19 protein-coding genes and 1 pseudogene are annotated in these 20,871 nt (G+C 41.8%); 12 read left to right on the top strand and 8 right to left on the bottom strand.

Annotated features, from left to right (window positions below):
- Positions 1–68: 68 nt before the first annotated feature.
- A complete protein-coding gene (gene folE, locus HMPREF2086_RS07460) occupies positions 69–629 on the bottom strand; it encodes a GTP cyclohydrolase I FolE (RefSeq protein WP_023928169.1) in 561 nt (186 codons plus the stop codon).
- Positions 630–685: 56 nt separating this feature from the next.
- Entirely contained in the window at positions 686–1,627 is a 942-nt protein-coding gene (htpX, locus tag HMPREF2086_RS07455) for a zinc metalloprotease HtpX (RefSeq protein ID WP_023928168.1), read from the bottom strand.
- 541 nt (positions 1,628–2,168) lie between these two features.
- On the opposite strand from htpX, the gene HMPREF2086_RS07450 reads away from it, so the two are divergent.
- The 4 genes and pseudogenes from HMPREF2086_RS07450 to HMPREF2086_RS07435 all read left to right on the top strand — a co-directional run bounded on the left by HMPREF2086_RS07450 (position 2,169) and on the right by HMPREF2086_RS07435 (position 6,729).
- Positions 2,169–2,825, top strand: a complete 657-nt coding sequence (locus HMPREF2086_RS07450) for an outer membrane protein assembly factor BamD (RefSeq protein WP_034561414.1) — start codon at positions 2,169–2,171, stop codon at positions 2,823–2,825.
- Between the two features lie 72 nt (positions 2,826–2,897).
- On the top strand, positions 2,898–5,588 hold the full coding sequence (gene lon, locus HMPREF2086_RS07445) for an endopeptidase La (RefSeq protein ID WP_023928166.1): 2,691 nt from the start codon (positions 2,898–2,900) through the stop codon (positions 5,586–5,588).
- A gap of 239 nt (positions 5,589–5,827) precedes the next feature.
- Positions 5,828–6,145, top strand: a pseudogene (locus HMPREF2086_RS12135) (DMT family transporter); the annotation flags it as partial.
- A 272-nt stretch (positions 6,146–6,417) separates the two neighbouring features.
- A complete protein-coding gene (locus HMPREF2086_RS07435; RefSeq protein WP_023928164.1) occupies positions 6,418–6,729 on the top strand; it encodes a DMT family transporter in 312 nt (103 codons plus the stop codon).
- An 81-nt stretch (positions 6,730–6,810) separates the two neighbouring features.
- Here HMPREF2086_RS07435 and HMPREF2086_RS07430 read toward each other — a convergent pair whose 3' ends face one another.
- The 3 genes from HMPREF2086_RS07430 to hisS all read right to left on the bottom strand — a co-directional run bounded on the left by HMPREF2086_RS07430 (position 6,811) and on the right by hisS (position 10,996).
- A complete protein-coding gene (locus tag HMPREF2086_RS07430) occupies positions 6,811–7,668 on the bottom strand; it encodes a flagellar hook-basal body protein (RefSeq protein WP_023928163.1) in 858 nt (285 codons plus the stop codon).
- Positions 7,669–7,865: 197 nt separating this feature from the next.
- Positions 7,866–9,179 carry a CapA family protein gene (locus tag HMPREF2086_RS07425; protein ID WP_023928162.1) on the bottom strand — a complete coding sequence of 438 codons (1,314 nt, stop codon included), beginning with the start codon at positions 9,177–9,179 and terminating at the stop codon, positions 7,866–7,868.
- A 413-nt stretch (positions 9,180–9,592) separates the two neighbouring features.
- Positions 9,593–10,996 (bottom strand): histidine--tRNA ligase, encoded by a 1,404-nt coding sequence (hisS, locus tag HMPREF2086_RS07415; protein ID WP_023928161.1) that lies wholly within the window; start codon positions 10,994–10,996, stop codon positions 9,593–9,595.
- 96 nt (positions 10,997–11,092) lie between these two features.
- Here hisS and HMPREF2086_RS07410 point away from each other — a divergent pair, with 96 nt between their 5' ends.
- Together HMPREF2086_RS07410 and HMPREF2086_RS07405 are read left to right on the top strand one after the other, a co-directional pair.
- Entirely contained in the window at positions 11,093–12,355 is a 1,263-nt protein-coding gene (locus tag HMPREF2086_RS07410) for a glycosyltransferase family 9 protein (protein WP_023928160.1), read from the top strand.
- Between the two features lie 86 nt (positions 12,356–12,441).
- Positions 12,442–13,029 carry a flavin reductase family protein gene (locus HMPREF2086_RS07405; RefSeq protein ID WP_023928159.1) on the top strand — a complete coding sequence of 196 codons (588 nt, stop codon included), beginning with the start codon at positions 12,442–12,444 and terminating at the stop codon, positions 13,027–13,029.
- A 4-nt stretch (positions 13,030–13,033) separates the two neighbouring features.
- Here the strand turns inward: HMPREF2086_RS07405 and HMPREF2086_RS07400 are convergent, their stop codons facing one another.
- Positions 13,034–13,942: a menaquinone biosynthesis family protein gene (locus HMPREF2086_RS07400; protein WP_023928158.1), complete on the bottom strand. Its 909-nt coding sequence runs from the start codon at positions 13,940–13,942 to the stop codon at positions 13,034–13,036.
- A 269-nt stretch (positions 13,943–14,211) separates the two neighbouring features.
- Between HMPREF2086_RS07400 and metK the strand changes: the two genes are divergently transcribed.
- The 3 genes from metK to HMPREF2086_RS12375 all read left to right on the top strand — a co-directional run bounded on the left by metK (position 14,212) and on the right by HMPREF2086_RS12375 (position 16,130).
- Positions 14,212–15,375 (top strand): methionine adenosyltransferase, encoded by a 1,164-nt coding sequence (gene metK / locus HMPREF2086_RS07395; protein WP_023928157.1) that lies wholly within the window; start codon positions 14,212–14,214, stop codon positions 15,373–15,375.
- Between the two features lie 15 nt (positions 15,376–15,390).
- A complete protein-coding gene (locus tag HMPREF2086_RS07390) occupies positions 15,391–15,741 on the top strand; it encodes a TIGR04076 family protein (protein ID WP_023928156.1) in 351 nt (116 codons plus the stop codon).
- Positions 15,742–15,998: 257 nt separating this feature from the next.
- A complete protein-coding gene (locus HMPREF2086_RS12375; protein WP_267902082.1) occupies positions 15,999–16,130 on the top strand; it encodes a hypothetical protein in 132 nt (43 codons plus the stop codon).
- A 6-nt stretch (positions 16,131–16,136) separates the two neighbouring features.
- Here the strand turns inward: HMPREF2086_RS12375 and HMPREF2086_RS07385 are convergent, their stop codons facing one another.
- Both HMPREF2086_RS07385 and trpB read right to left on the bottom strand, forming a co-directional pair.
- Positions 16,137–16,736 (bottom strand): outer membrane beta-barrel protein, encoded by a 600-nt coding sequence (locus tag HMPREF2086_RS07385; protein ID WP_051397618.1) that lies wholly within the window; start codon positions 16,734–16,736, stop codon positions 16,137–16,139.
- Positions 16,737–17,004: 268 nt separating this feature from the next.
- Positions 17,005–18,222, bottom strand: coding sequence for a tryptophan synthase subunit beta (gene trpB, locus HMPREF2086_RS07380; protein ID WP_023928154.1), 1,218 nt, complete (start codon positions 18,220–18,222; stop codon positions 17,005–17,007).
- A gap of 808 nt (positions 18,223–19,030) precedes the next feature.
- Between trpB and HMPREF2086_RS07370 the strand changes: the two genes are divergently transcribed.
- The 3 genes from HMPREF2086_RS07370 (at position 19,031) to HMPREF2086_RS07355 (ending at position 20,870) form a co-directional block, all read left to right on the top strand.
- Positions 19,031–19,660: a class II aldolase/adducin family protein gene (locus tag HMPREF2086_RS07370; protein ID WP_023928153.1), complete on the top strand. Its 630-nt coding sequence runs from the start codon at positions 19,031–19,033 to the stop codon at positions 19,658–19,660.
- Positions 19,661–19,878: 218 nt separating this feature from the next.
- Positions 19,879–20,640: a tRNA threonylcarbamoyladenosine dehydratase gene (locus HMPREF2086_RS07360; RefSeq protein ID WP_023928152.1), complete on the top strand. Its 762-nt coding sequence runs from the start codon at positions 19,879–19,881 to the stop codon at positions 20,638–20,640.
- On the top strand, positions 20,604–20,870 hold the full coding sequence (locus HMPREF2086_RS07355; protein WP_023928151.1) for a hypothetical protein: 267 nt from the start codon (positions 20,604–20,606) through the stop codon (positions 20,868–20,870). Before HMPREF2086_RS07360 ends, HMPREF2086_RS07355 begins: the two co-directional genes overlap by 37 nt.
- Position 20,871 lies beyond the last annotated feature (1 nt).

Here is a 20,871-nt window from a genome sequence, read left to right as displayed (position 1 = left end):
TAGATTTTTAAAAGTATGGATTTTGACAAAAAGATTTGTGTGCTGTATTTTTATCATTAGCGTGGATTTTATCCTTTGATAAGTTGCAAAAATTCACCTCGTGTGCGAGAATCGCTTTTAAAGATTCCGCGCACGGCACTTGTGGTGATTTGGGCTTGAGTTTTTGTCGCTTCACGCATACTCATACATAGATGATGCGCTTCGCACACCACCATAACGCCCTTTGGGGAAAGTAGCTCTGTGATACTTTGGGCGATTTGGTTGGTTAGATTTTCTTGGATTTGCAATCGCTTAGCATACACCTCGACAAGCCGCACAAATCCACTTATCCCCGCGATAGAATCTTTTGGCACATAGCCGATATGCACCTTGCCAAAAAATGGTAGCAAATGATGCTCACACATTGAATAAAACGCAATGTCTTTTATGCTTATCATCTCATCAATTCCACTATTTGCAAATAGTCCGCCAAGTGCTTCTTTTGGGCTAAGGGAGTAGCCTGCATAGAGGATAGATTCTAGTTGTGCTAGTCTTTTGGGCGTGGCTTGAAGTCCTGCGCGAGTGTAGTCCTCGCCTATGCGCTTACAAAAGTCTCTAAAAATCTGCTCGTTTATTTGTTGATTTTGCATTTCTTGTTCTCGTATTTTATGCACTTGTTTTACGCTCTTGGTAAAATTTGGCAAATCTATTCCCCGCGCAAAGAGCGGATACGATTTTGCAGGCTTGGGTGCGTGCTAAAAGAGTCGCTAAAGATATATGCGGCTTTTCTAGTTGGATTTGTGTCTATCTCTTTGAAGTCGTTTTTTGCGTAGTTGTTGTGGATTTTTTCTAGTGCGCTTATGAGAGGGTTTGGCGAGTGCATAAGGTATGCGCTTCCCGCATCAGCCATATATTCACGCGAGCGACTAAGAAACATTTGTAGCCACAAAGTCAAAAGTGGCAAGACAAATTGCAAAATCAGCAAAATGCTTCTAGCTTTGTTTGCGCCACCACCTCGATTATTGCCCATAAATAGCCACACAGCGTTATTGCACACCAAAAGCAAAATATTGCTTAAAATTCCCACACACATTGTAAGCCTAATATCTCCGTGTCGTATGTGGCTAAGCTCGTGGGCTAGCACGGCTTTTAGCTCTTGCTCATCTAGATTTTCTGCAAGCGCGGAAGTGATAGCCACAAGTGAATTTTCCTCTCTCCAGCCACTTGCAAAGGCATTCATATATGGCGCGTGGATAAGGTATAGGCGAGGGGTTTGGCTAGATGATGCACTAATCCCAGCACGAAGCAAGACATTATCAAACGCCATTCGCACGCGTGCTTGGAGCGGGGGCAAGGCGTGAGTGCTAGCATCTAGTAGCTCATACTCATCGCCTTTTAGCATTATCGCATCAAACCGCTTAAGGCTATAAGCGATGATAGCACACGCAATAAGGGAGGCGATAATGGTTACAAGTGGGGGTTCTTGCCCGCTTAGAAGCACTGCAAATCCACACTCCAAGCTAGGCGCGTCAATGCGCACAATATCCACTAGCAGTCCCACAAGCGCAAAGATAGCCACATAGCAGATAAGCACGATATTTGTTTTTAAGCGATTTTTTTGCAATATAGCATCAAAAGTTGTCTCCATAATGTAGCTCCTTGAAATTTAAGTCCGTAAAATGCCTAATAAAATCTTACGCATTTTAGCATTTTATGCGGTTTTTATTATATGTGATTTTAGGCAAAATCTATGCCAAAATACTGCAAAAATATATGTCAAAAATCGCTATATTAAGGATTGCTACAAAAATTGCCTCCAAAAGCTGCGCCTAAGCTAAGCCCAAGCTACAAAAAAAAGATTGTGCAAAAAATTGCATTATGAAAGATTGCGTTATGTTGGCGAAATTTACTTTATTTCCCAATGTCGTTTTGATACTGCTTAACCTTTTTTGGCTATAATGTTGCGTTTTGCTTTGATTGCCTTACCTGCGGGCAAACACCATAATAGATACTAATGAAATAAAAACGAAAGGCACATTATGAATCCTCCTAAAAATCTTACTTTTTTTTCACATTTTTTACCCGCCTTTTTTTATGACGCGATGATTTGCGTAAAATCTACAAAACCAGCCACAAAATCTACTGCAAAATCCACTAAAAAATCTTGTGGTGGATTTAGGGATTTTGTTTTGGGCTTTGCCAAAGTATTTTTTATTTTTGCGCTTGGGATTTTGCTAGCTTGTGTGCTTACTTCGTGTAAAAAGAAAGAAAAAAATGAGCTAAATAAGCCAGCAATGTATTGGTATCAAAATATCTTAAAAGAGATTCGTATGGGCAATCTAGAAAATGCTGATAATTTCTATGCCTCTTTGCAAAGTGAGCATATCAACTCGCCACTTTTACCCGAAGCAATGATGATTTTGGGACAAGCACATATCCAAAAAGAGCAATATTTGCTTGCAGAATTTTACTTTGATGAGTATTTGAAGCGATTTGCAAATGCAAAAAACGCTGATTATTTGCATTTTTTGAAACTTCAGAGTCGCTACTATGGGCTAAAAAGCTCAAGCAAAGACCAAGAGTTTTTCTCTGATAGTTTGAATGATTTTGATGAATTTTTGGATACTTTCCCTGATAGTCGCTACGCACCATTTGTCAAAACAATGCAGGTGCGATTTGTGCTAGGACAAAATGAGCTAAACAAAGGAATCGTGCGCGTGTATAAAAAAGCAAAAAAACATAGCGCAAGGGAAAAATACGAAGAGAGAATCGATGATGAGCTAGAGCAAGCTACTAAGCCCAAGCCATCGCATATCCCTTGGTATGTGAGAATGTTTAATTGGTAAAAGTTTTTTAGCTGATTTTTAATTTTTACAAATATTTTCCAATCATTTCCCCCAAATTTTTAAGGAGCAAGAATGCAACCAAGTAATATTGATTTTCCTATGAGACTTCCTGTGATTGTGGAAGAGGATAATTTCTCTTATCCTTTTAGCATTGTGCCGATTTTTACCCACGATGAGAAAAACATAAAAGCCGCAACTAAAGCACTTGATAAAAATGACTTGGTGTTTGTCTGCTGCGCAAAAGAGCCAAATGATATGCAGCAAGTCGCGCAAAATATCACAAAAGAATCTAGCCCAAAATCTAGCACTGAAAAATCTAGCCTCATCGCCACAAATCTAGCTGACAAACCCACTACGATGCCCAAACCTGATGTAATCCCTAGTGCCATAGATACACTTGAGAAAATCGCCAAACACCAAATGCCTTTTTTTGATGTGGGTGTTATCGGCACGATTATGCGTAAAGTCCACTTGCCAGATGGTCGCGTGAAGCTACTATTTCAGGGGCTTACAAAAGGGCGGATTTTGTCATTGCAAAAGGGCGAGTGCTATGAAGCATTGGTAGATATTATCAGCTACAAAGAATGTAGCTTTGCCCAAGTGGAAGCGATGAGTAAGGTGCTAAGAGAAAAAGTGCAAAATCTAGCAAATATTAGTCAAGTCTTGCTTCCGCCAGATTTGCTAAAGTCTATCGAAGAGACAGGCGAGCCAAACCGAATGATAGACTTAGTCGCTTCAAGCATAAGGCTAAAAAAAGAGCAAGCATACAAGCTATTTAGGAGTGATGATATTGAGGAGCGACTGCTTTTGCTAATCGACTTTGTCTCAGAAGAAATCCAAATCCAAAAACTCCAAAAAGAAATCAAAACCCGCGTGCATAACAAAATGGAGCAAACAAACAAAGAATATTTCCTAAAAGAGCAACTACGACAAATCCAAAAAGAGCTAGGGATTGATAAACAAAGAGATGAGGAAATCGAGCAGTATGAAAAAAAGCTAGAATCCATAAAACCATACCTAAACAAAGAAGCCTACAAAGAGATAAAAAAGCAAATATCTCGCCTAAGTAAAATGCACCAAGAAAGTGGCGATGCAAATATCTTGCAAAACTATGTAGAATGGGTGCTAGAAATACCATTTGGCAAATACGCCAAAGAATCGCTATCTATCAAAAATGTGCAAAAACAGCTTGACTTAGACCACTACTCGCTAATCAAACCAAAAGAGCGCATTGTAGAGTATTTCGCTGTAAAAGACCTCCTAGCACAAAAAGCACAAGCCCAATCCAAAGAGCGCGCAAAAAGCGAATCTAAAATCACAAAAAAAGATTCTAGCTTGGAGACTAGTAAAAATTCTAGCCAAGATGACAGCGAAGCTAGAGAAGAAAAAGATAACACAAAAGAAAAAGGCACGATTTTGTGTTTTTATGGACCACCGGGGGTTGGCAAAACCAGCCTTGCGAACTCTATCGCAAAAGCCGTAGGCAGAGAGCTAGTCCGCATAGCACTAGGTGGGCTAGAAGATGTAAATGAGCTAAGAGGACATCGCCGCACATATATCGGAGCTATGCCGGGCAGAATCACACAAGGGCTTATCGAAGCAAAGCAGATGAATCCTGTAATGGTGCTAGATGAAATCGACAAAGTCGCTAGGGGTGTGAGGGGCGACCCCACAAGTGTGCTACTAGAAATACTAGACCCTGAGCAAAATGTCGCTTTTAGGGATTATTACAACAACTTTAGCATTGATTTATCTCAAGTGATTTTTATCGCTACGGCGAATGATATAGGTGCGATTCCACCGCCATTGCGTGATAGAATGGAGTTTATTTCTATCTCTAGCTACACACCACAAGAAAAAGAGCAAATCGCACTAAAATATCTTATCCCCCAAGAGCTTAAAAAGCACGGGCTAGGTAGTGAAGAAATCGAGTTTGGCAAAGAAGCGATAAAGACGCTTATCGAGCGATATACGCGCGAAGCAGGAGTGCGGAATTTGCGCAGAGTGATAGCCTCTATAATGCGCAAAGTCGCTACCAAAATCCTAACCCAACCAAACTACAAAAAAATACGCTTGACGCCCAAACTTATCCCTGATTTTATTGATAAAATCGTGTATGAAATCGACCCTGCTAGCAAGGCTGCAAGGGTGGGAATCATAAATGGACTTGCTTGGACAAGTGTGGGTGGAGATGTGCTAAAAATCGAAGCAATCAAGCTAAAGGGCAAAGGAGGACTATCTCTCACAGGAAGTCTAGGAGATGTGATGAAAGAGTCTGCCAAAATCGCGCATTCTGTGGTAAAAGTCCTGCTAGATGAAAATAAGCTAAAGCCAAAAAACAAAAAATCCACCAAAGCTCAAAGTGCAAAAGAATCCAAAAAAGAATCTAAAGATTTTAGTGGGGATATGCCTTTTTACTCAAAGTTTGACATTCATCTGCATTTGCCAGAGGGCGCAGTGCCAAAGGACGGACCAAGTGCGGGAATCGCTATGGCGTGCGTAATCGCTTCTATACTTTGTGATAAGGCTATAAGTGGAGAGATAGCGATGACGGGAGAGCTAACGCTTAGTGGCGATGTGCTAGCCATAGGTGGACTAAAAGAAAAGCTAATCGCCGCACACAAAGCGGGAATAAAGCGTGCGCTGATTCCATCCAAAAACTACGAGCGGGATTTGAACGATATACCAAAAGAAGTGCTAGATAGCCTACAAATAATCCCTGTAAAAAATATAGATGAAGTCTTTGTGCAAGTGTTTGGGTAATTCTGCGTAACCTTTTTTTTTGCGCAACTCTTTTTGTGGCATTTGAGATATTTTGGCTATTTGGGCAATGTTTGCCAAAATGCCATAACCTTTACACCCAGAAAAAAACCAAGTAAAAATTAAAAGAAAATCTATTATGTCAAGGGGAGGTTATGCAGGTAAATTATCTTACAAAAATGCGCATAAAACGGCGCAGGTTTGCTAGGAAACTTCAGCAAGATTTTGGTAGCACAAATCGCATTATAAACCTTGCGTGGGGGCTTGTGGTGCTTGGCGGGATTGTGGAGTGCTTTTGGGTAAGCGGGCTAAAGCACGCCGATAGCACGCTACTTTACGCGCTTACCGCGCTTGGCATTATTTTTTCATTTAGCGCGATGATTTTGGCTTGCAAGGTGCTAGAGGTAAGTATCGCTTATAGCGTGTTTGTCGGCATTGGCACGGCGGGCGTTGTGGCGGGCGAGATTTTTATCTTTGGAGAGCCTTTCTCCGCGATAAAGGTAAGCCTCATAGCTCTATTATTGTTTGCTGTCATCGCGCTTAAGTTTGTGAGCCAAAAAGAAGACGGAAAAGCCCACGATGAAGCATTGGTAGAAAATCTCTCAAGTGATTTAGGGATAGATAATGCTCTAGATTCTGCACTGCAGGCTAAAAGAGAGTTGCAAAAGGGTAGTTTAAAATGTGCAGGGGATTTGCGCAAAAAGGATTCTCGCGATGAAAATTCTCATAATGAAGTTTCGCACAATAAAACTTATCGCGATGAAAATTCCCACGATAAAAATTCTCGCAAAAAGGATTCTTACAAGGAAGATTTTAAAAAGGAGGGGCGAAAATGAGCTGGACTTATCTTTTGCTCGCTGGACTAATGGAAATCTTTGGCGTGATTGCGATGAAGCGATACGCAATGAGTGGCAAAAATCTCTACATACTGCTAATCGCCGCGCTTTTTGTGCTAAGCCTATCGCTACTCTCACTCTCTATGCGCGACATCGCTATGGGCGTGGCTTATGCGATATGGACGGGGATAGGAGCTGGCGGAGGCGTAGTGGTGGGGATTTTGTTTTTTAATGAGAGCAAAAGTTTTGATAAACTTTTGCTTATTGCCATTATCATCGCGTGTAGCGTGGGGTTGAAGTATATGTAGTGGATTTTGCGGGGGTTTGCTTATCCCTACTTTTGGCTAGATTCTATGCTTGTGATTTTTTGTTTAACTAGCGTTGTTTGCTTATGCACGAACTGCTAGCTTGCCTATCGCTTCAGGTGCGAAGTCATCGACATAAGCCCTCATAGCGCGTGAATACATTTCCACCAAGCGATTTGTCTCTATGAGTGCGGTCATTTCTTTTACGGCATTGACATTGCTTTTTTCGATATAGCCTTGTGCTAGCCCGATATTTGTGGTGTTTATGATTCTATCTTCTAGTCGCTCTTTTGGGTATTTGTAGAGATTGTAGCCGACTTTTTTTAGGTATTTGGGATTGTCAAAACTTACGATTGCTAGAGCTCCTCCATCTGCGGCTATGCCTATTTCTTCTGTGGCTAGATTGCGAAAAGTTAGATTCCCATTTTTATCCGCTTCTAGCTGCATTCCTGCATTCATCATTATTCCCCCCATATCTTGCTCCTCCTCATCGCCTGCTTCATTTAGGGCAGCGCGAGGTAGCACCCTAAAGCCCTCTTTTGTGCTCAAAAACCCTTCGCTATCTATCACAAAGCTCCCATCACGCGTATAGCGCACGCCATCAGGAGTGCTTACCACAAAGTAGGCGTTTGGATTTTGCAAGGCGAAGTCTAGTGGATTTTGTGTTTCAGCAAACGCACCGATTTGAAATTCTGTGTATTCCTCACTGATATTTGGCACACGGTTTAGATTTCGGTTTTGGTATTGGGCTGCGGCTCGTGTGTGGTCTTTTATCGGTAGCGTGTCTTGGGTTTCTTTATATAGTCGTAGATAGTCGCCGATTACGACATCATCGCGTTTGAAGCCATTGGTGTTTAGATTTGCGAGATTGTTTGAGATTACATCTAGGCGATTTATCTGCGTTACCATACCGCCCGCATTTGCGTAGTATCCATTTATCATTTGTGTGTCCTTACATTTTTGACATTTTTTGTGGCTTGTCGTGGATTTTCGCTCCATTTTTAGCCCAATGTATGAATGCGCACAGATTTATTAAGTGGATTTGAAGCAATGAGTGTTCCGCTTTGTATTTTTGCTTTGCAGTGTATTTTTTTTTTTTTTTTGGCTTAAGTTTTGCCATTATGTCAAAAGTATGAAATCTAGTGCAAGCCTTGTGAGTATTGTTCTAGTCGTTTTAGCACGCGCTCATAGCCTGCTTTAGAATTCGTATCGCCATTTTTTTTGTAGATTTTGGGGGAGTAATCGTTGTGTGTGGTGCTTGAGCTGATACTTGCAGGCACGATATTATGAAGCACTACAAAGTGGCTAGATTTTGTTATGCGACTTTGTGAGGGCAAAAACTCTCCTTGAGAAAAGCGAGATAACCATTGCTTTTGCAAACAAGTATTTTGCTCAAACACACTTGCAAACTCGCCCGCATCCTCCTCGCTAGCAAAATCCAAAATCAAACTTTGATAAATCATCGTATCTTTGTCGTTAGGATTTTTTGCACCACCATAGATGAAGTTGCCTAGACTATATATGATTTTCTTGTCTTTATATTGCTCGATTCCTTGCAATACGTGGGGGTGATGGGCTACCACCATATCTGCGCCACTATCAAGCGTGAATCGCCCTAGCTGTTTTTGCGTGGCATTGGGATAATGCTCTCGCTCTTCGCCCCAATGAAATGTAAAAATCACAAAATCCGCACCTTGTGATTGTAGCTCGGCAATCTCTTTAGCGACTTGGGATTTTATCGCTAGATTCCACCCGCGATGTCCTGCTAGCCCTATTTTTATACCATTTACTTCTACAATGCTTAAAATCCCCTCGCCAAAAGTGTGAAATCCAGCATTTATCAAATGCTCTTTTGTGTCTTGGAATCCTTGTGCTCCATAGTCGCGAGAATGGTTATTTGCTAGGTTTAGTGCTTCTATGCTTGCTTCACGCAAAACTTGAGTGTAGCTTGAGTGTCCCTTGAAAGAAAAAGGCTTTTCAAAGGCATTTTTTAGCTCTCTATCGCTTAGCACACCCTCCATATTGCCTATGGTTAAATCATCGCTACCTAGCACTTCGCGCACTCCATTGCTGAAGTAGGCAAAATCCCCCTTAACCTCGCTAAATTTTGCATTAAAAGTCTCTCCACTCGCACCTTTGTAATCGCCTAGCACATTATCGCCTACAAAGCTAAGAAGCGCGGAAGTCTTGGGTGTTGGGGCGTTGCAAATGGATTTGGCAGAATCTTTTGTGGAGTCCCTTTTTAAGCCTAATTTTGAATCTGTTTGAGAATCTGCTTTAGTGGAATCTTTTTTGGCTTTTTTTGTTGCTTTGGCTGATTGGGTTGATTCTAGGGAATCTTGCTCGCTAGGCTCTATAATGCTAGGTTTGATACTACTATGACAGCCTGCTAGCCACAATGCCACAAAGCCACACAAAAAGGCGTAGAGCACACTTTGGAATCTATTTTGCATTTTTAGTTCATCACTTTGATGACAAAAATGGTCGAAAAGGCTAGTGCAATGGCGATTAGCACGGTTACTAAAAGTCCTATCATTTCATTTTCTCCAATCTATCAAGTTCTTTTTTGAAACTAAACCCACACCAACATATCAAGCCTACCAATATGCAAGATACAATTCCTATGGTGGCGTAATCTATTAGGTGAAGCTCGTTTCTATTGGCAAAAGTGTAGCCACCCACGCCAAAAAGAGCAGTCATAAAGCCTAAAATCAGGCTTTTTAACAAATCAAGTTTTGTTTTTACTCTATCTTTTTTGCTCATACCCAAAATTCTATCACAAGAAATGCAAGATTTTCTAAAGATTCACGTCATAAAAGCTTTTAAAAGCATTGCAAGAAACCTGCCAAAAACTTAAATAGACTACTTATTTCACTATCTCTATCACGCGCAAAAGGCTGATAGAATCAAATTGCACGCCCGTTGTCATATTTTTTATGGTGAGTGTTTGGGTGCTAAACTCGTTTTCACCGATGATTATGCAGTGCTCGTGTCCTTTGTTGTTTGCATAGCTAAGCGATTTTTGTAGCTTGGTGGCTTGCGGATAGACTTCGGTGTAGATTTTACTTCGGCGCAAACTCTGTGCGATTTGGTGTGCGTAAGCGATGAACTCTTCCCTCATACATACGATTAGCACTTCCGCACTTGTGCTTTTTCCTCTAAGCACTCCTAGCTCCTCAAGTCCTGCTAGCAGTCTATCTAACCCGATACTCGCACCCACGCCGCTTATGCGCTCACGCGAGAAGCTACGCGTGAGATTGTCATATCGCCCGCCAGAGCAGACACTGCCGAGTGATTTTAGGCGATTTAGCGTGGTTTCATACACGATTCCTGTGTAGTATCCTAGTCCGCGTGCGATAGCAAAGCTCACACGACACGATGAAGTCGCCATCTGCACACTTGAGAGAATCCTAAAACAAGATTCTAGCTCCTCTATGCCTTTTTTTAGCTCGGCATTCCATTCTTTTAGGTGTGCCACAGAGGCAAAAAACTCATCTCTTTGCGTGATTTGCTTGATAGATATTAGCGAGATTATTTCATCTACTTTTTTGCTATCAAGTTTTAGGGTGGATTGTAGTTCTTTGGCTAGATTCTCCTCCCCGATTTTGTCAAGTTTGTCTATCAAGCGCAAAAAACTTTCCAAATCCTTAGAATCCCTAATCCCAAAATGCTCTGCAATGCCATTTAGCACGCTTCTGTGATTTACCCAAATGGTAAATTCATCTAGCCCTAGCGCACTAAGAGAGGCATAAATCACCTCAATAATCTCGGCATCACACCCGATACTATCGCTTCCTATGAAGTCAAAATCACATTGGGTAAATTCCCTATATCGCCCCTTTTGTGCTCTCTCTCCACGAAACACATTGCCAATAGCAAACCGCTTAAAAGGCAAATCTAGCTCATTTCTATACTGCGTGATAAATCGTGCCAAAGGCACAGTCTGGTCAAATCGTAGCACTACATCTCGCCCGCCATTATCCACAAATCTATATAGCTCTTTTTGTATCTCATCGCTTCCTTGTCGCAGCAAAATCTCGGCATATTCCAAATGCGGTGTCTCAATAGGCGCAAATCCAAAACTTTCAAACACCGTTGTAAGCGAAGCAATTAGCTTTTCTTTTGCCATTGCTTCTTTTGGGAGATAGTCGCGAAACCCACTAAGTGTGCGTGGCGTGATAAGTGTGTTTTGATTTTGGGCTTTGGTTTGGGGGTTAGTAGAGTCTTTTGGGGTGGTTTGCTTGTTAGATTTTTGGCTAGATTTTGGCATAGTGCGCTCCAAGTGCATAAATTTTGGCGTATTATAACAAAGTTGCTAAAATGCAACCAACAAAAACGCGCAATAAAACAACTAAAGGCACGCCAAATGAAACGCGACACAACTACCAAAGCCCAAAATCTGCCACAATCCCCAAAAATCCTCATTCGCTTGCCAAATTGGCTAGGAGATGCGGTTATGAGCACTCCTGCGCTAGAGCTACTAAAATCACACTTTAGCAAGGCTAGATTTTGTCTAGTCGCACCAAGCGCGGTGCTAGAAGTCTTTAGGGGTGATGAGCGCGTAGAAGTCTTTATCCCTGATGAGAGTAAAAAATCAAAGTGCCGAGTATTAGCCACAAAAGCCCTAGCAAATCGCGTGATAAGTGATTTTGGAGTGCCAGATATTGCCATTACGCTTACAAATCATTTTTATAGTGCGTTATTTTTAAGGCTTACTAAAGCGCGTTTTAGGGTGGGATATAAGCGCGCTTTTGGCAGTGTGCTACTAAATAAAAGCGTGCCAAAGCTACGAAATATCCACCAAGTGTTAAGCTATGCAAATCTAGCTAAGTGCGTGATAGATTTGCCAAATTTTGGATTTTGCGATATTAAAACGCTAGAATCTATAACGCCAAATCTTAAGCTACATTTAGCCAAAGAAGCAAAAATCCCAAGCGAGTTTTTGGATATTTTTTGTGATAAAACTTGCGATAAAAACGCTACCAAGAAATCAAATCAAAAAATCATTGGACTAAATCCAGCCGCAGCTTATGGAAGTGCTAAGAGGTGGCTGCCTAGCTATTTTGCAGAGGTTGCTAGCTATTTTGCACTGCGCGGGGAAGTGGTGGTGATTTTTGGCACAAAAGGGGACTATGAACTAGGTGAGCAGATACTCACTCAAGCGCAAAATCTGTCCCAAGATATTGTCCAAAATGTTGCGCAAGATTTTGGGACAGATTTTGCCAAAAAATCAAATGCCCAAGAAAACATACAAGAAGAAAGCACACAACAAGATAGCGTGCAAAAAAATATCTTAAATCTTTGTGGCAAGACAGATATTCAAGGGCTTATGAGGGCGATTAGCAAGCTAGGCGCGTTTATCACAAATGATAGCGGTCCTATGCACATTGCTTGTGCGCTAGGTGTGCCTACTATCGCGCTTTTTGGTCCTACAAAAAGTAGTGAGACAAATGGATTTCGCGCTAAAGATTTTACTTTGTTGCAAAAGGAAGTGCCTTGCGCTCCGTGCAAAAAGCGCGAATGCCCACTGCCAAAGGGCGAGGGACATCATAAGTGTATGGTGGATTTGCTTCCCTCTTTGGTGATAGATGAAGCAAATAAGGTTTTAGAAAAATACGCCAAATCCTAAAAGTGCGTTACAATGTTAAAATGCAAATTTTGTAAAAAATCAAAACGCAAGATTTTCAGCAAAAAGCAAAAACTTAAGGAGGCAATATGATAGTGGATTTTGGATTCTCAAGCGCACTTGCAAACTACCGACTGCTAAGCAATACTATTACACCTCGTCCTATTGCGTGGGTGTCTAGCATAAATTCAAATGGTGTGGTAAATCTAGCACCTTTTAGTTTTTTTGGTGTGGTAAATTCTACGCCACCGATATTTTCGCTGTGCTTCTCGCTAAAGAGTGATGGCACTACAAAAGATACTTTGCAAAATCTGCGTGATACAAAGCGTGTGAGTATATCGCTAGTGATGGTTGATTGGCTAGAAAAAGTCGAGCAAAGTGCTAGTGAGATAGAGCCAAATAGGAGTGAGGCTAGCGCGTTTGGTATAGAGCTAGAAAGCGTAGATTGTGCCTATCCGCCGTTGCCAAAGGGCGTGAAAGTGGCTTATTTTTGTGATTTAAGAGAGATTTTGAATCTAAGTGTGGCAAACACTACCGCACTCATAGAGGCAAAAAAATGCTTTGTAGATGATGAGATTTATAAAGATGATTTGCGCTTTTTGCCACCTCATTTAGGCAGGGTGGGCAAATACTACTTGCAAGCAAAAGAAGTCATCGACCCTAAAATCAAAGAGTAAAAATCTAGCAATTTCGCAGTTGTGCGTATTCACGCGGGATAAAAAACTCGCTTGCTTTTATCGCTTTGTCATACTTGTTATGCTTTTCTCCAAGTGCGAAAAGCACATCTAAAGCGAGAATCTGCTTCTTGCTAAGGCTTATAGATTCTGCGTTTGCATAGAGATTTAGATATGTATCTAGTTGCGTGGCATTTACGCGTATTAGGTTGCGATTTAGTAGCATAGATGATAGCAGGGGTTTATTATCTGTGGCGACTTGCACAGCTTTTGTGAGGGTGGATTCTATCTCTATGGCGCGATTTAGCGGGATAGAGCGGCGCAGTGCCATTCCTCCTAGTGGCAGTGGCAGGCATTCATCTTTATCCAAAACCTCTCTTGCTTCATCGCTAAAAGATTCTTTTGCTACCTCGCTTGATAGCTCACGCCAAATCTCCCATATCTCGCGCTCTACTTCTAACTCATCACTAAAATCCAAAATTGATTCGTGGATTAGCACTCCTGCATCGACTTCGCCATTTAGCACAGAAGATTCGATTTCTAAGAAGTTTTTATACACCACTCGTGCCTGCGGATAAGCGATAGAAAAAAGTAGTGCGTTTGTGGTGTATTTTCCACTTAGGGCGACTTTGAAATTTGGCTTTAGCTTTGCTCCTTTGCGTTTGATTAGCTTTGGACCGTAGCCATTGCCAAAGCTAACTGCTGTGCGAAGCAGTGCGTAGGATTCTCTCACAAACGGATATAGTGCGAAAGAAATCGCACTTACATCATAGACTTCCTCTAAAGTGGCGCGGTTTAGTGTCTCAATATCAAGGGCGACACTCTCAAATCCCAAAGAGCAATCCACCCACCCAAACTTTATCGCATAATACATAAAAATATCATCAGCATCGGGGCTATGCGCGATTTTTATCATTTTTTCTCCTTAAATAAAGCCTTAAGATTTTGCTACTTTAGCGTGATTGGGGCGTGATATTTTGGCGTATAATGACTTGTGGATTCTAGCATAAGTTTGTGTATGAATCTTTAAGTAGTTTTTGCACAAACTCATATTGTGTTTGCACATTTTATTTAGAAATTTTAGCTAGGATTTCACGCATAAAGGTTGCAAATCGCTAAAACACAATATGAGTTTAGATAGGAGTTTGGCTTTTTGCACAATTCTAAAATTTAAGGAGTTTTCAAATGGCAACAAAATCTTTTCTCTTTACTTCAGAATCCGTTACAGAGGGACACCCAGATAAAATGGCTGACCAAATCAGCGATGCGGTGCTAGACTACATAATCGCGCGTGATAAAAAGGCGCGTGTGGCGTGCGAGACACTGCTTAGCAATGGCTTTTGCGTCATCGCAGGGGAGCTAAAAACGAGCATTTACGCGCCTATGCAGGACATTGCGCGTGAGGTGGTGCAAGACATTGGCTACACAGACGCGCTCTATGGCTTTGACTACAAATCCTGTGCGGTGCTAAATGGCATAGGCGAGCAAAGCCCCGATATAAATCAAGGCGTGGATAGAGAGGATGGCGAGATAGGCGCGGGAGACCAAGGGCTTATGTTTGGCTATGCGTGCCGTGAGACGCCTAGCCTTATGCCACTGCCTATTTGGCTCTCTCATCGCTTGACAGAGGGCTTAGCAGCCAAGCGCAAAGACGGCACACTGCCATTTTTGCGCCCCGATGGCAAATCTCAAGTAACCGTGCGCTATGAAAATGGTGTGCCAAAGGGCATTGATACGATTGTGATTTCTACGCAACACAGCCCTGAAACGGCGCAAAATCATCTAAAAGACGCCGTGATAGAGGAAATCGTCCAAAAAGTCCTGCCAAAGGAATATCTAAACGATAATATCCGCTACTTTGTCAATCCCACAGGCAAATTTGTCATCGGCGGACCGCAAGGAGACGCTGGGCTTACAGGGCGCAAAATCATCGTGGATACTTACGGCGGGAGCTGTCCGCACGGCGGGGGCGCATTTAGCGGGAAAGACCCTAGCAAAGTCGATAGAAGCGCGGCGTATGCGGCACGATATGTCGCTAAAAATCTCGTGGCTAGTGGCGTGTGCGACAAAGCAGTGGTGCAGTTAGCCTACGCAATCGGCGTGGTAGAGCCTGTGTCGATTCTTGTCGATACGCAAGGCACGGGCAAAGTAGAAGATTCCACTCTCACAGAATGCGTAAAAAAGGTATTTCGCCTAACGCCAAAGGGAATCATCGAATCACTTGACTTGCTCCGCCCTATTTATCGCAAAACTGCGGCGTATGGGCACTTTGGACGCGAACTGCCCGAATTTAGCTGGGAGAAAACCGACAAAGTCGAAGCAATAAAGGATTTTTGCAAAATCAAGTAGGCAATAAGGCTTGCGATGAAAAAATGGTATAACGAGGAATACGAGTTTGAAATCGAAGTGGTGGGATTCTTGCGGGGCGAGGAAACACAAGGGTATTGTAGGAATGGCGAGGAGATTGGCGATAAATATAAATGCACTTATGGTTGCCCTGTAAATGCGGAGGGGCAGGGCATTTGCTCAAAAACAATGATGATAATGTTCCCTGCTATGGAGGCGGTGCGAAGTGGCGGGGATTTGGAAAATATCGGTGGAGAAAGCAAGTATAGCAAGGTTATCGTTTGCCCAGATGGTTGCGTGATTTTCAAGCTAACAGCGACTAAGATGGGCAATGAAAACTTTTTCAAAGGCGGATTTGTAGCGCATTAAAAGTCGCTTGGGGTGCAAAGTATCCTGTCATTTTAAGAATCTAGAGAAATCTTTGTATAACTTAGGGCAATCGTTTGCGTTATTTTGGTGACAACATTTTGCTTGATTGAACCCCAAAGTTATTCCTCGCTTGTTTTGCGATAAAACAACGCAAAGCACTACTACCATTACTTTGATTATTTTTTGTGCGATTTTACAAATCAAGTTCAAGCCTGCAATTCTTAGTCATTGCGATATTTTGCCGAAAAGTCGCCATAATGAATAGCCACTATTTTGCTATCTTTACTATTGCAGAATCTTGCAATGACAAGTGGCGTGTAAATCCACAAGCTAGATTCCAAGCGATTTCACGCTTTTGCAAGCGTAGCCAAAATGCAAAATCTACATAATAGATTCTAATCAAAGTGAAATGTATATCGCGCTAAGATGCTATATTCTTGCCCAAAAGTTACTTTATATGTGGTTGTCGTTTCGCCCATTAGCTCCACAGGTAAAAATGGCACTTGTAGCGCAATTTCGATTCCGTGATTTGTAGCGATATTTGTGCGAAGTCCCACATTTAGAGCGACATCAAGGGCTGTGTCTATAAATTTTACTCCCAACCTTTCCGCACTATTTTTTGATTTTTCAATATCCTTGCCTGTTATCTTTGTCGCACCGATTCTAGTCCCTGCAAATGCTCCAAATTCAAGCGATTCATTAGAAATAAAGTTGGCTAAAAAATCCATATTTACACCGAAATTTACAAAAATCGCTTTTAGTGCTTTGTCCTCACTATTAAGCTTGCTCATATTATGGTGCAAATCCAAGTTTGCATAAAATCGAAGCCCCAAATACTCATTAAAAAATTTCTTATACCCAATCACAAAACCATAACTTAAGCCACTACGAGATTGCTTGATTTTCTCAATGCCAAAAGCATTGCCACCGCCACCGATTCCAATTCCTACGAATGCGCTACTATCTTCGGCAAATGTGATATTTGCACCAAGCAAAAACAATGCTAAAGCGATTTTAGGGAGTTTGTGAGATTTTGTAAGATTTTGTAAAAAGTGTTGCCAAGCTAGCCTAACTGAATTTAATTTGCTATTGCCCCCCCCCCCTGTGAGAAAAATTTTGCCACATTTTTGTATCCTTTGAATGTATTTGAATGTAAGTGTTTACCTATTTCGCACAAAACGCACGAATCTATAAGGCGGGATTGAAAGTGGGATTGTAGCATATCTTTTTGGCGTTTTGTTGCCAAAAAGATATGCTTTTTATTTAATCTCCATAGCCGTAGTTTTCTGCTACAAAGTCTATGTCTTTATCGCCTCTGCCACTTAGATTTACCAAAATCTTTTTGCCCTTTAGCTTTGGCGCGATTTTTAGCGCGTAGGCTAGGGCGTGGCTAGATTCGATTGCGGGGATTATGCCCTCGTTACGACTCAGTGTGAAAAACGCCTCTATCGCCTCTTTGTCGCTTATGGTTTCTACCTTTGTGCGCCCGATTTCGTGCAGATATGCGTGCTCTGGTCCCACACTTTGGTAGTCTAAGCCACTTGCTACGCTATGCACGGGCGCGGGTTCGCCTTTTGCGTCTTTTAGCATTATGGAGTTAAAGCCGTGCATTACGCCCTCGCTTCCGTAACTCAAACTTGCGGCGTGCTCACCTAACTTTGCGCCCTTGCCAAGTGGCTCTACGCCTACAAGCTCGATAAATTCATCATCGATAAACCCGCTAAAAATCCCCATAGCGTTGCTTCCACCGCCCACACAGGCAGTTACAATGTCGGGCAACTCGCCTGTCATTTCTAGGAATTGCTCCCTTGCCTCAAAGCCCACCACCGCTTGAAAATCGCGCACGATTTTGGGGAATGGGTGCGGTCCTACCACGCTACCTATGGCATACATAGAGTTTATCGGGTCAGCCAAATACGCCTCAAAAGCCGCATCTACCGCTTCTTTTAGCGTTTTTGCTCCCGCACTCACAGGAATGACTTTCGCGCCCAAAATCTTCATACGCACGACATTTGGGTGCTCCTTTGCTATATCCACCTCGCCCATATAAATCTCGCACTCCATTCCAAAATACGCCGCCGCAGTGGCTAACGCCACGCCGTGCTGTCCTGCACCCGTCTCGGCTATGAGCTTTTTTTTGCCCATAAATTTTGCCAAAAGTCCCTCGCCCATACAATGATTGAGCTTGTGTGCGCCTGTGTGGTTCAAATCCTCGCGCTTTAGGTAAATCCCCGCTCCGCCGAGTTTGCGCGTGAGATTGTGCGCGAAATATATGGGCGTGGGACGCCCTTGAAAGGTCTTGCGAATCTTACGCAATTCTGCGATAAAGTCGCTATTTTGCGCGATTAGATGATATGCTTCATCGATTTGCTTCATCTGCTCTGCAATCGCCTCTGGGACAAATGCCCCGCCAAATTTACCAAAAAATCCCTCTTCATTAGGGAATGCCTTAAGATAAGGCTTTGTAGTGTTGTTTTTCATTTTTTATCCTTTATTTTTAAAATGTAAAATTGTGCCTAAATCTTTGTGAATCTGCCAAGTTTTTTTTAAATCGATTTAACGAATCTTGCGCGATTCACGCCAAAATATAACTATGCGTTATGGTGTAAAAGTGTAGATTTTGGTGCGGAATCGCACCACCACGCGAAAGTAGAATTTTTGTGAGAAAAAGAAATAGTAGAGAGAAAAATAACATTGCAGAAAAAAGAAGTAGAGTTGTGAGAAAAATAAGTGGTATTGCAGGGAAAAATAGTATTAGGATTTTGTGCTAGGCTTATCGCTCGCTCTATGCAATCACAATGTGAGCGATAAAAACTTGCAACACTTAAATAAAAAAATCTCGCTAAGTGCGTGATATACACCATTTGATTTTGCCCCTTTGATAGATTTGCGTTTCACAAATTAAGTTTCACAAATAGTTTAATTAAGAATTAAAAATCCAAATTGTAGCACAAAAATGCAAAAAGGATTGTATTTGTTTGTAAGCGGTGGATTTGCTTGATTTAAGCCGTTGTGATAGATTTACAAAATCATTTATGCAAAATATACAAAATTTATCCTAAATGGCGCACCAAAAAATAGCGAAATAATCAAGCACACATATTATGCTTTAGCACACTTATAAAATCTACATAGATTTTATCCTCTTTATAAGCTATAATTCCACTTAAAAAATAGCAAAAAAACTCAAGCGCACACAATCCAAAAAACCCCCAAAAAAAGCACAAAATCTAAGCCAAAACACCTGAAAATTCCAAATACTTGATTACTTAAAATCTAGGAGTATTTTATGAATATCCACATTAAGCACACTGATACCGAGCTGATACATAGGCTTTGCAAGGTTTCTTCCTCTCTTTTTCAAAGCGGGCTTTTTGGGATTTTTTATGGCAGTATTTCTGCAAGGCTTAGCAAAGAAAATTTCCTCATCAATCGCAAAGATGCCTTGCTAGATTCTATGGATTTGGATTCGTTTATGCTACTGCACGACAAAGAGGACTACCGCTGGAAAGAAGCAAGCCTTGATAGCTATATTCACGCAAGCATTTATCGCAATTTTTTAGACGCGCAGTTTGTGATTTGTGCGTATACCCCGTTTGCTAGTGCTTACTCGCTAAAGCGCACTAGCCTTATCCCAAATGACTATTTGGGCTACAAAGTGCTAGGCAAGCAATGCCCGATTTTGGATAGCAAAGACTATGATACCCTCTATGAGCGCGTGGATACGGATATTGTGCGGTATTTCAAAACACACAAAAGCAATTTTGTCATCATAAAGGGCTTTGGGATTTATGCCTATGGACGCGATTTAAACGCTGTGGTGAAGCTCATAGCCACAGCAGAGCATAGCTGCAAAATCTCACTATTTAGCGAATCCATAAACGAGCTATACACTGATGAATCTCAATTTGAAGTCTAGGCAAGTCTAGCACCTTGCCAAATCTGCAAAATCCACCAAAAATTTATTTAAGCAGATTTTTATCAAACCAAAATCAACAAGCCTTTTTAGCCCTTGTTTTCGCACATCTTTTTGGCACTTTGTCAAAAAACGGGGCATATTTTGGGGTATATGTGCTATAATCGCTAATTTTCTTTGCAAAAAAATCAAATCATAATCATCATTTAAGGGGAATTATAATGACTAGCCCAAAACCAATACCACTTGAGGAACAAATCATACTTCAAGGGAGTTCTACTGATAGATTTTCGCGCTCCAAAATCCTTTTTGGCGAGTATTATCCAAAAATCGCAAATGCCCGCGTGCTGATACTTGGCACGGGTGGTGTAGGGGGATTTGTCCTAGACGCGCTATATCGCACAGGCATTAGCCATATCACTATTGTAGATAAAGACTGCTTTGAGGTAAGCAACCAAAATCGTCAAATCGGCTCGGAGCGCATAGGCGAGCCAAAAGTGCGCGTCCTAGAGCAACTATATGAGGGAGTCAAAGGCATAGAAGCCACGCTAGATGAGGAGCTAATCGAAGTGCTAGGGCTAAATAAGCCAATCATAGATTTTGACTATGTTGTCGATGCGATTGATGATATAGACGCAAAAGTCCTAGTCGCACAAGCGTGCAAAAACCTCCCTTACGGACGACACATATCCTCTATGGGTAGTGGTAAAAAGATAAACCCTCTTAATATCCGCGTTGGCAATATTTGGATTACTCACGGGGATAAGTTCGCAAGGAAATTCCGTGCATATCTAAAAAAAGCTGGCTTTGATGGGAATTTCAAAGTAGTCTTTAGCTCTGAAAGGGCGCATTGCTCTTTGCTAGGGAGCTTTGAAGCGGTTACAGCGAGCTTTGGGCTACAAATCGCAAGTGAGATTATACAAGACATCATCATAAGGGAGAATCGATGTTTGCCACAGCAACAACCACAGCTAGAAATATAGACAATATGGGCGATTTTATGAATGATTTTGCTTATGTAAATGCGCTTCCAAGCACAAATGCCTTTGCAAACACATTTCCATTTAGTGCGAAATCTGGCTTTGATGATGATGAGGGGAGTGAGTGGAGCGATGATGAGGAGCAGTGGGAAGATGATGAGTTTGATGAGTCTGGCTTTGAGCAATATGATGATGATGACTATCAAAATCCTGATAGCGAATACGAGGAATAGC

It is taken from the genome of Helicobacter macacae MIT 99-5501 (assembly GCF_000507845.1).
Classification (GTDB): Bacteria; Campylobacterota; Campylobacteria; order Campylobacterales; family Helicobacteraceae; genus Helicobacter_B; species Helicobacter_B macacae.
The sequence above is the reverse complement of the archived record's forward strand: the minus strand, read 5'-3'. Positions and strand labels throughout refer to the sequence as shown.

Bases quoted from the DNA above. Each gene is read 5' to 3' on its own strand.
- folE (WP_023928169.1), bottom strand. From the start codon at position 629: ATGCAAAATCAACAAATAAACGAGCAGATTTTTAGAGACTTTTGTAAG.
- htpX (WP_023928168.1), bottom strand. From the start codon at position 1,627: ATGGAGACAACTTTTGATGCTATATTGCAAAAAAATCGCTTAAAAACA.
- lon (WP_023928166.1), top strand. From the start codon at position 2,898: ATGCAACCAAGTAATATTGATTTTCCTATGAGACTTCCTGTGATTGTG.
- HMPREF2086_RS07435 (WP_023928164.1), top strand. From the start codon at position 6,418: ATGAGCTGGACTTATCTTTTGCTCGCTGGACTAATGGAAATCTTTGGC.
- HMPREF2086_RS07430 (WP_023928163.1), bottom strand. From the start codon at position 7,668: ATGATAAATGGATACTACGCAAATGCGGGCGGTATGGTAACGCAGATA.
- HMPREF2086_RS07425 (WP_023928162.1), bottom strand. From the start codon at position 9,179: ATGCAAAATAGATTCCAAAGTGTGCTCTACGCCTTTTTGTGTGGCTTT.
- hisS (WP_023928161.1), bottom strand. From the start codon at position 10,996: ATGCCAAAATCTAGCCAAAAATCTAACAAGCAAACCACCCCAAAAGAC.
- HMPREF2086_RS07410 (WP_023928160.1), top strand. From the start codon at position 11,093: ATGAAACGCGACACAACTACCAAAGCCCAAAATCTGCCACAATCCCCA.
- HMPREF2086_RS07405 (WP_023928159.1), top strand. From the start codon at position 12,442: ATGATAGTGGATTTTGGATTCTCAAGCGCACTTGCAAACTACCGACTG.
- HMPREF2086_RS07400 (WP_023928158.1), bottom strand. From the start codon at position 13,942: ATGATAAAAATCGCGCATAGCCCCGATGCTGATGATATTTTTATGTAT.
- metK (WP_023928157.1), top strand. From the start codon at position 14,212: ATGGCAACAAAATCTTTTCTCTTTACTTCAGAATCCGTTACAGAGGGA.
- HMPREF2086_RS07390 (WP_023928156.1), top strand. From the start codon at position 15,391: ATGAAAAAATGGTATAACGAGGAATACGAGTTTGAAATCGAAGTGGTG.
- HMPREF2086_RS12375 (WP_267902082.1), top strand. From the start codon at position 15,999: ATGAATAGCCACTATTTTGCTATCTTTACTATTGCAGAATCTTGCAAT.
- trpB (WP_023928154.1), bottom strand. From the start codon at position 18,222: ATGAAAAACAACACTACAAAGCCTTATCTTAAGGCATTCCCTAATGAA.
- HMPREF2086_RS07370 (WP_023928153.1), top strand. From the start codon at position 19,031: ATGAATATCCACATTAAGCACACTGATACCGAGCTGATACATAGGCTT.
- HMPREF2086_RS07360 (WP_023928152.1), top strand. From the start codon at position 19,879: ATGACTAGCCCAAAACCAATACCACTTGAGGAACAAATCATACTTCAA.
- HMPREF2086_RS07355 (WP_023928151.1), top strand. From the start codon at position 20,604: ATGTTTGCCACAGCAACAACCACAGCTAGAAATATAGACAATATGGGC.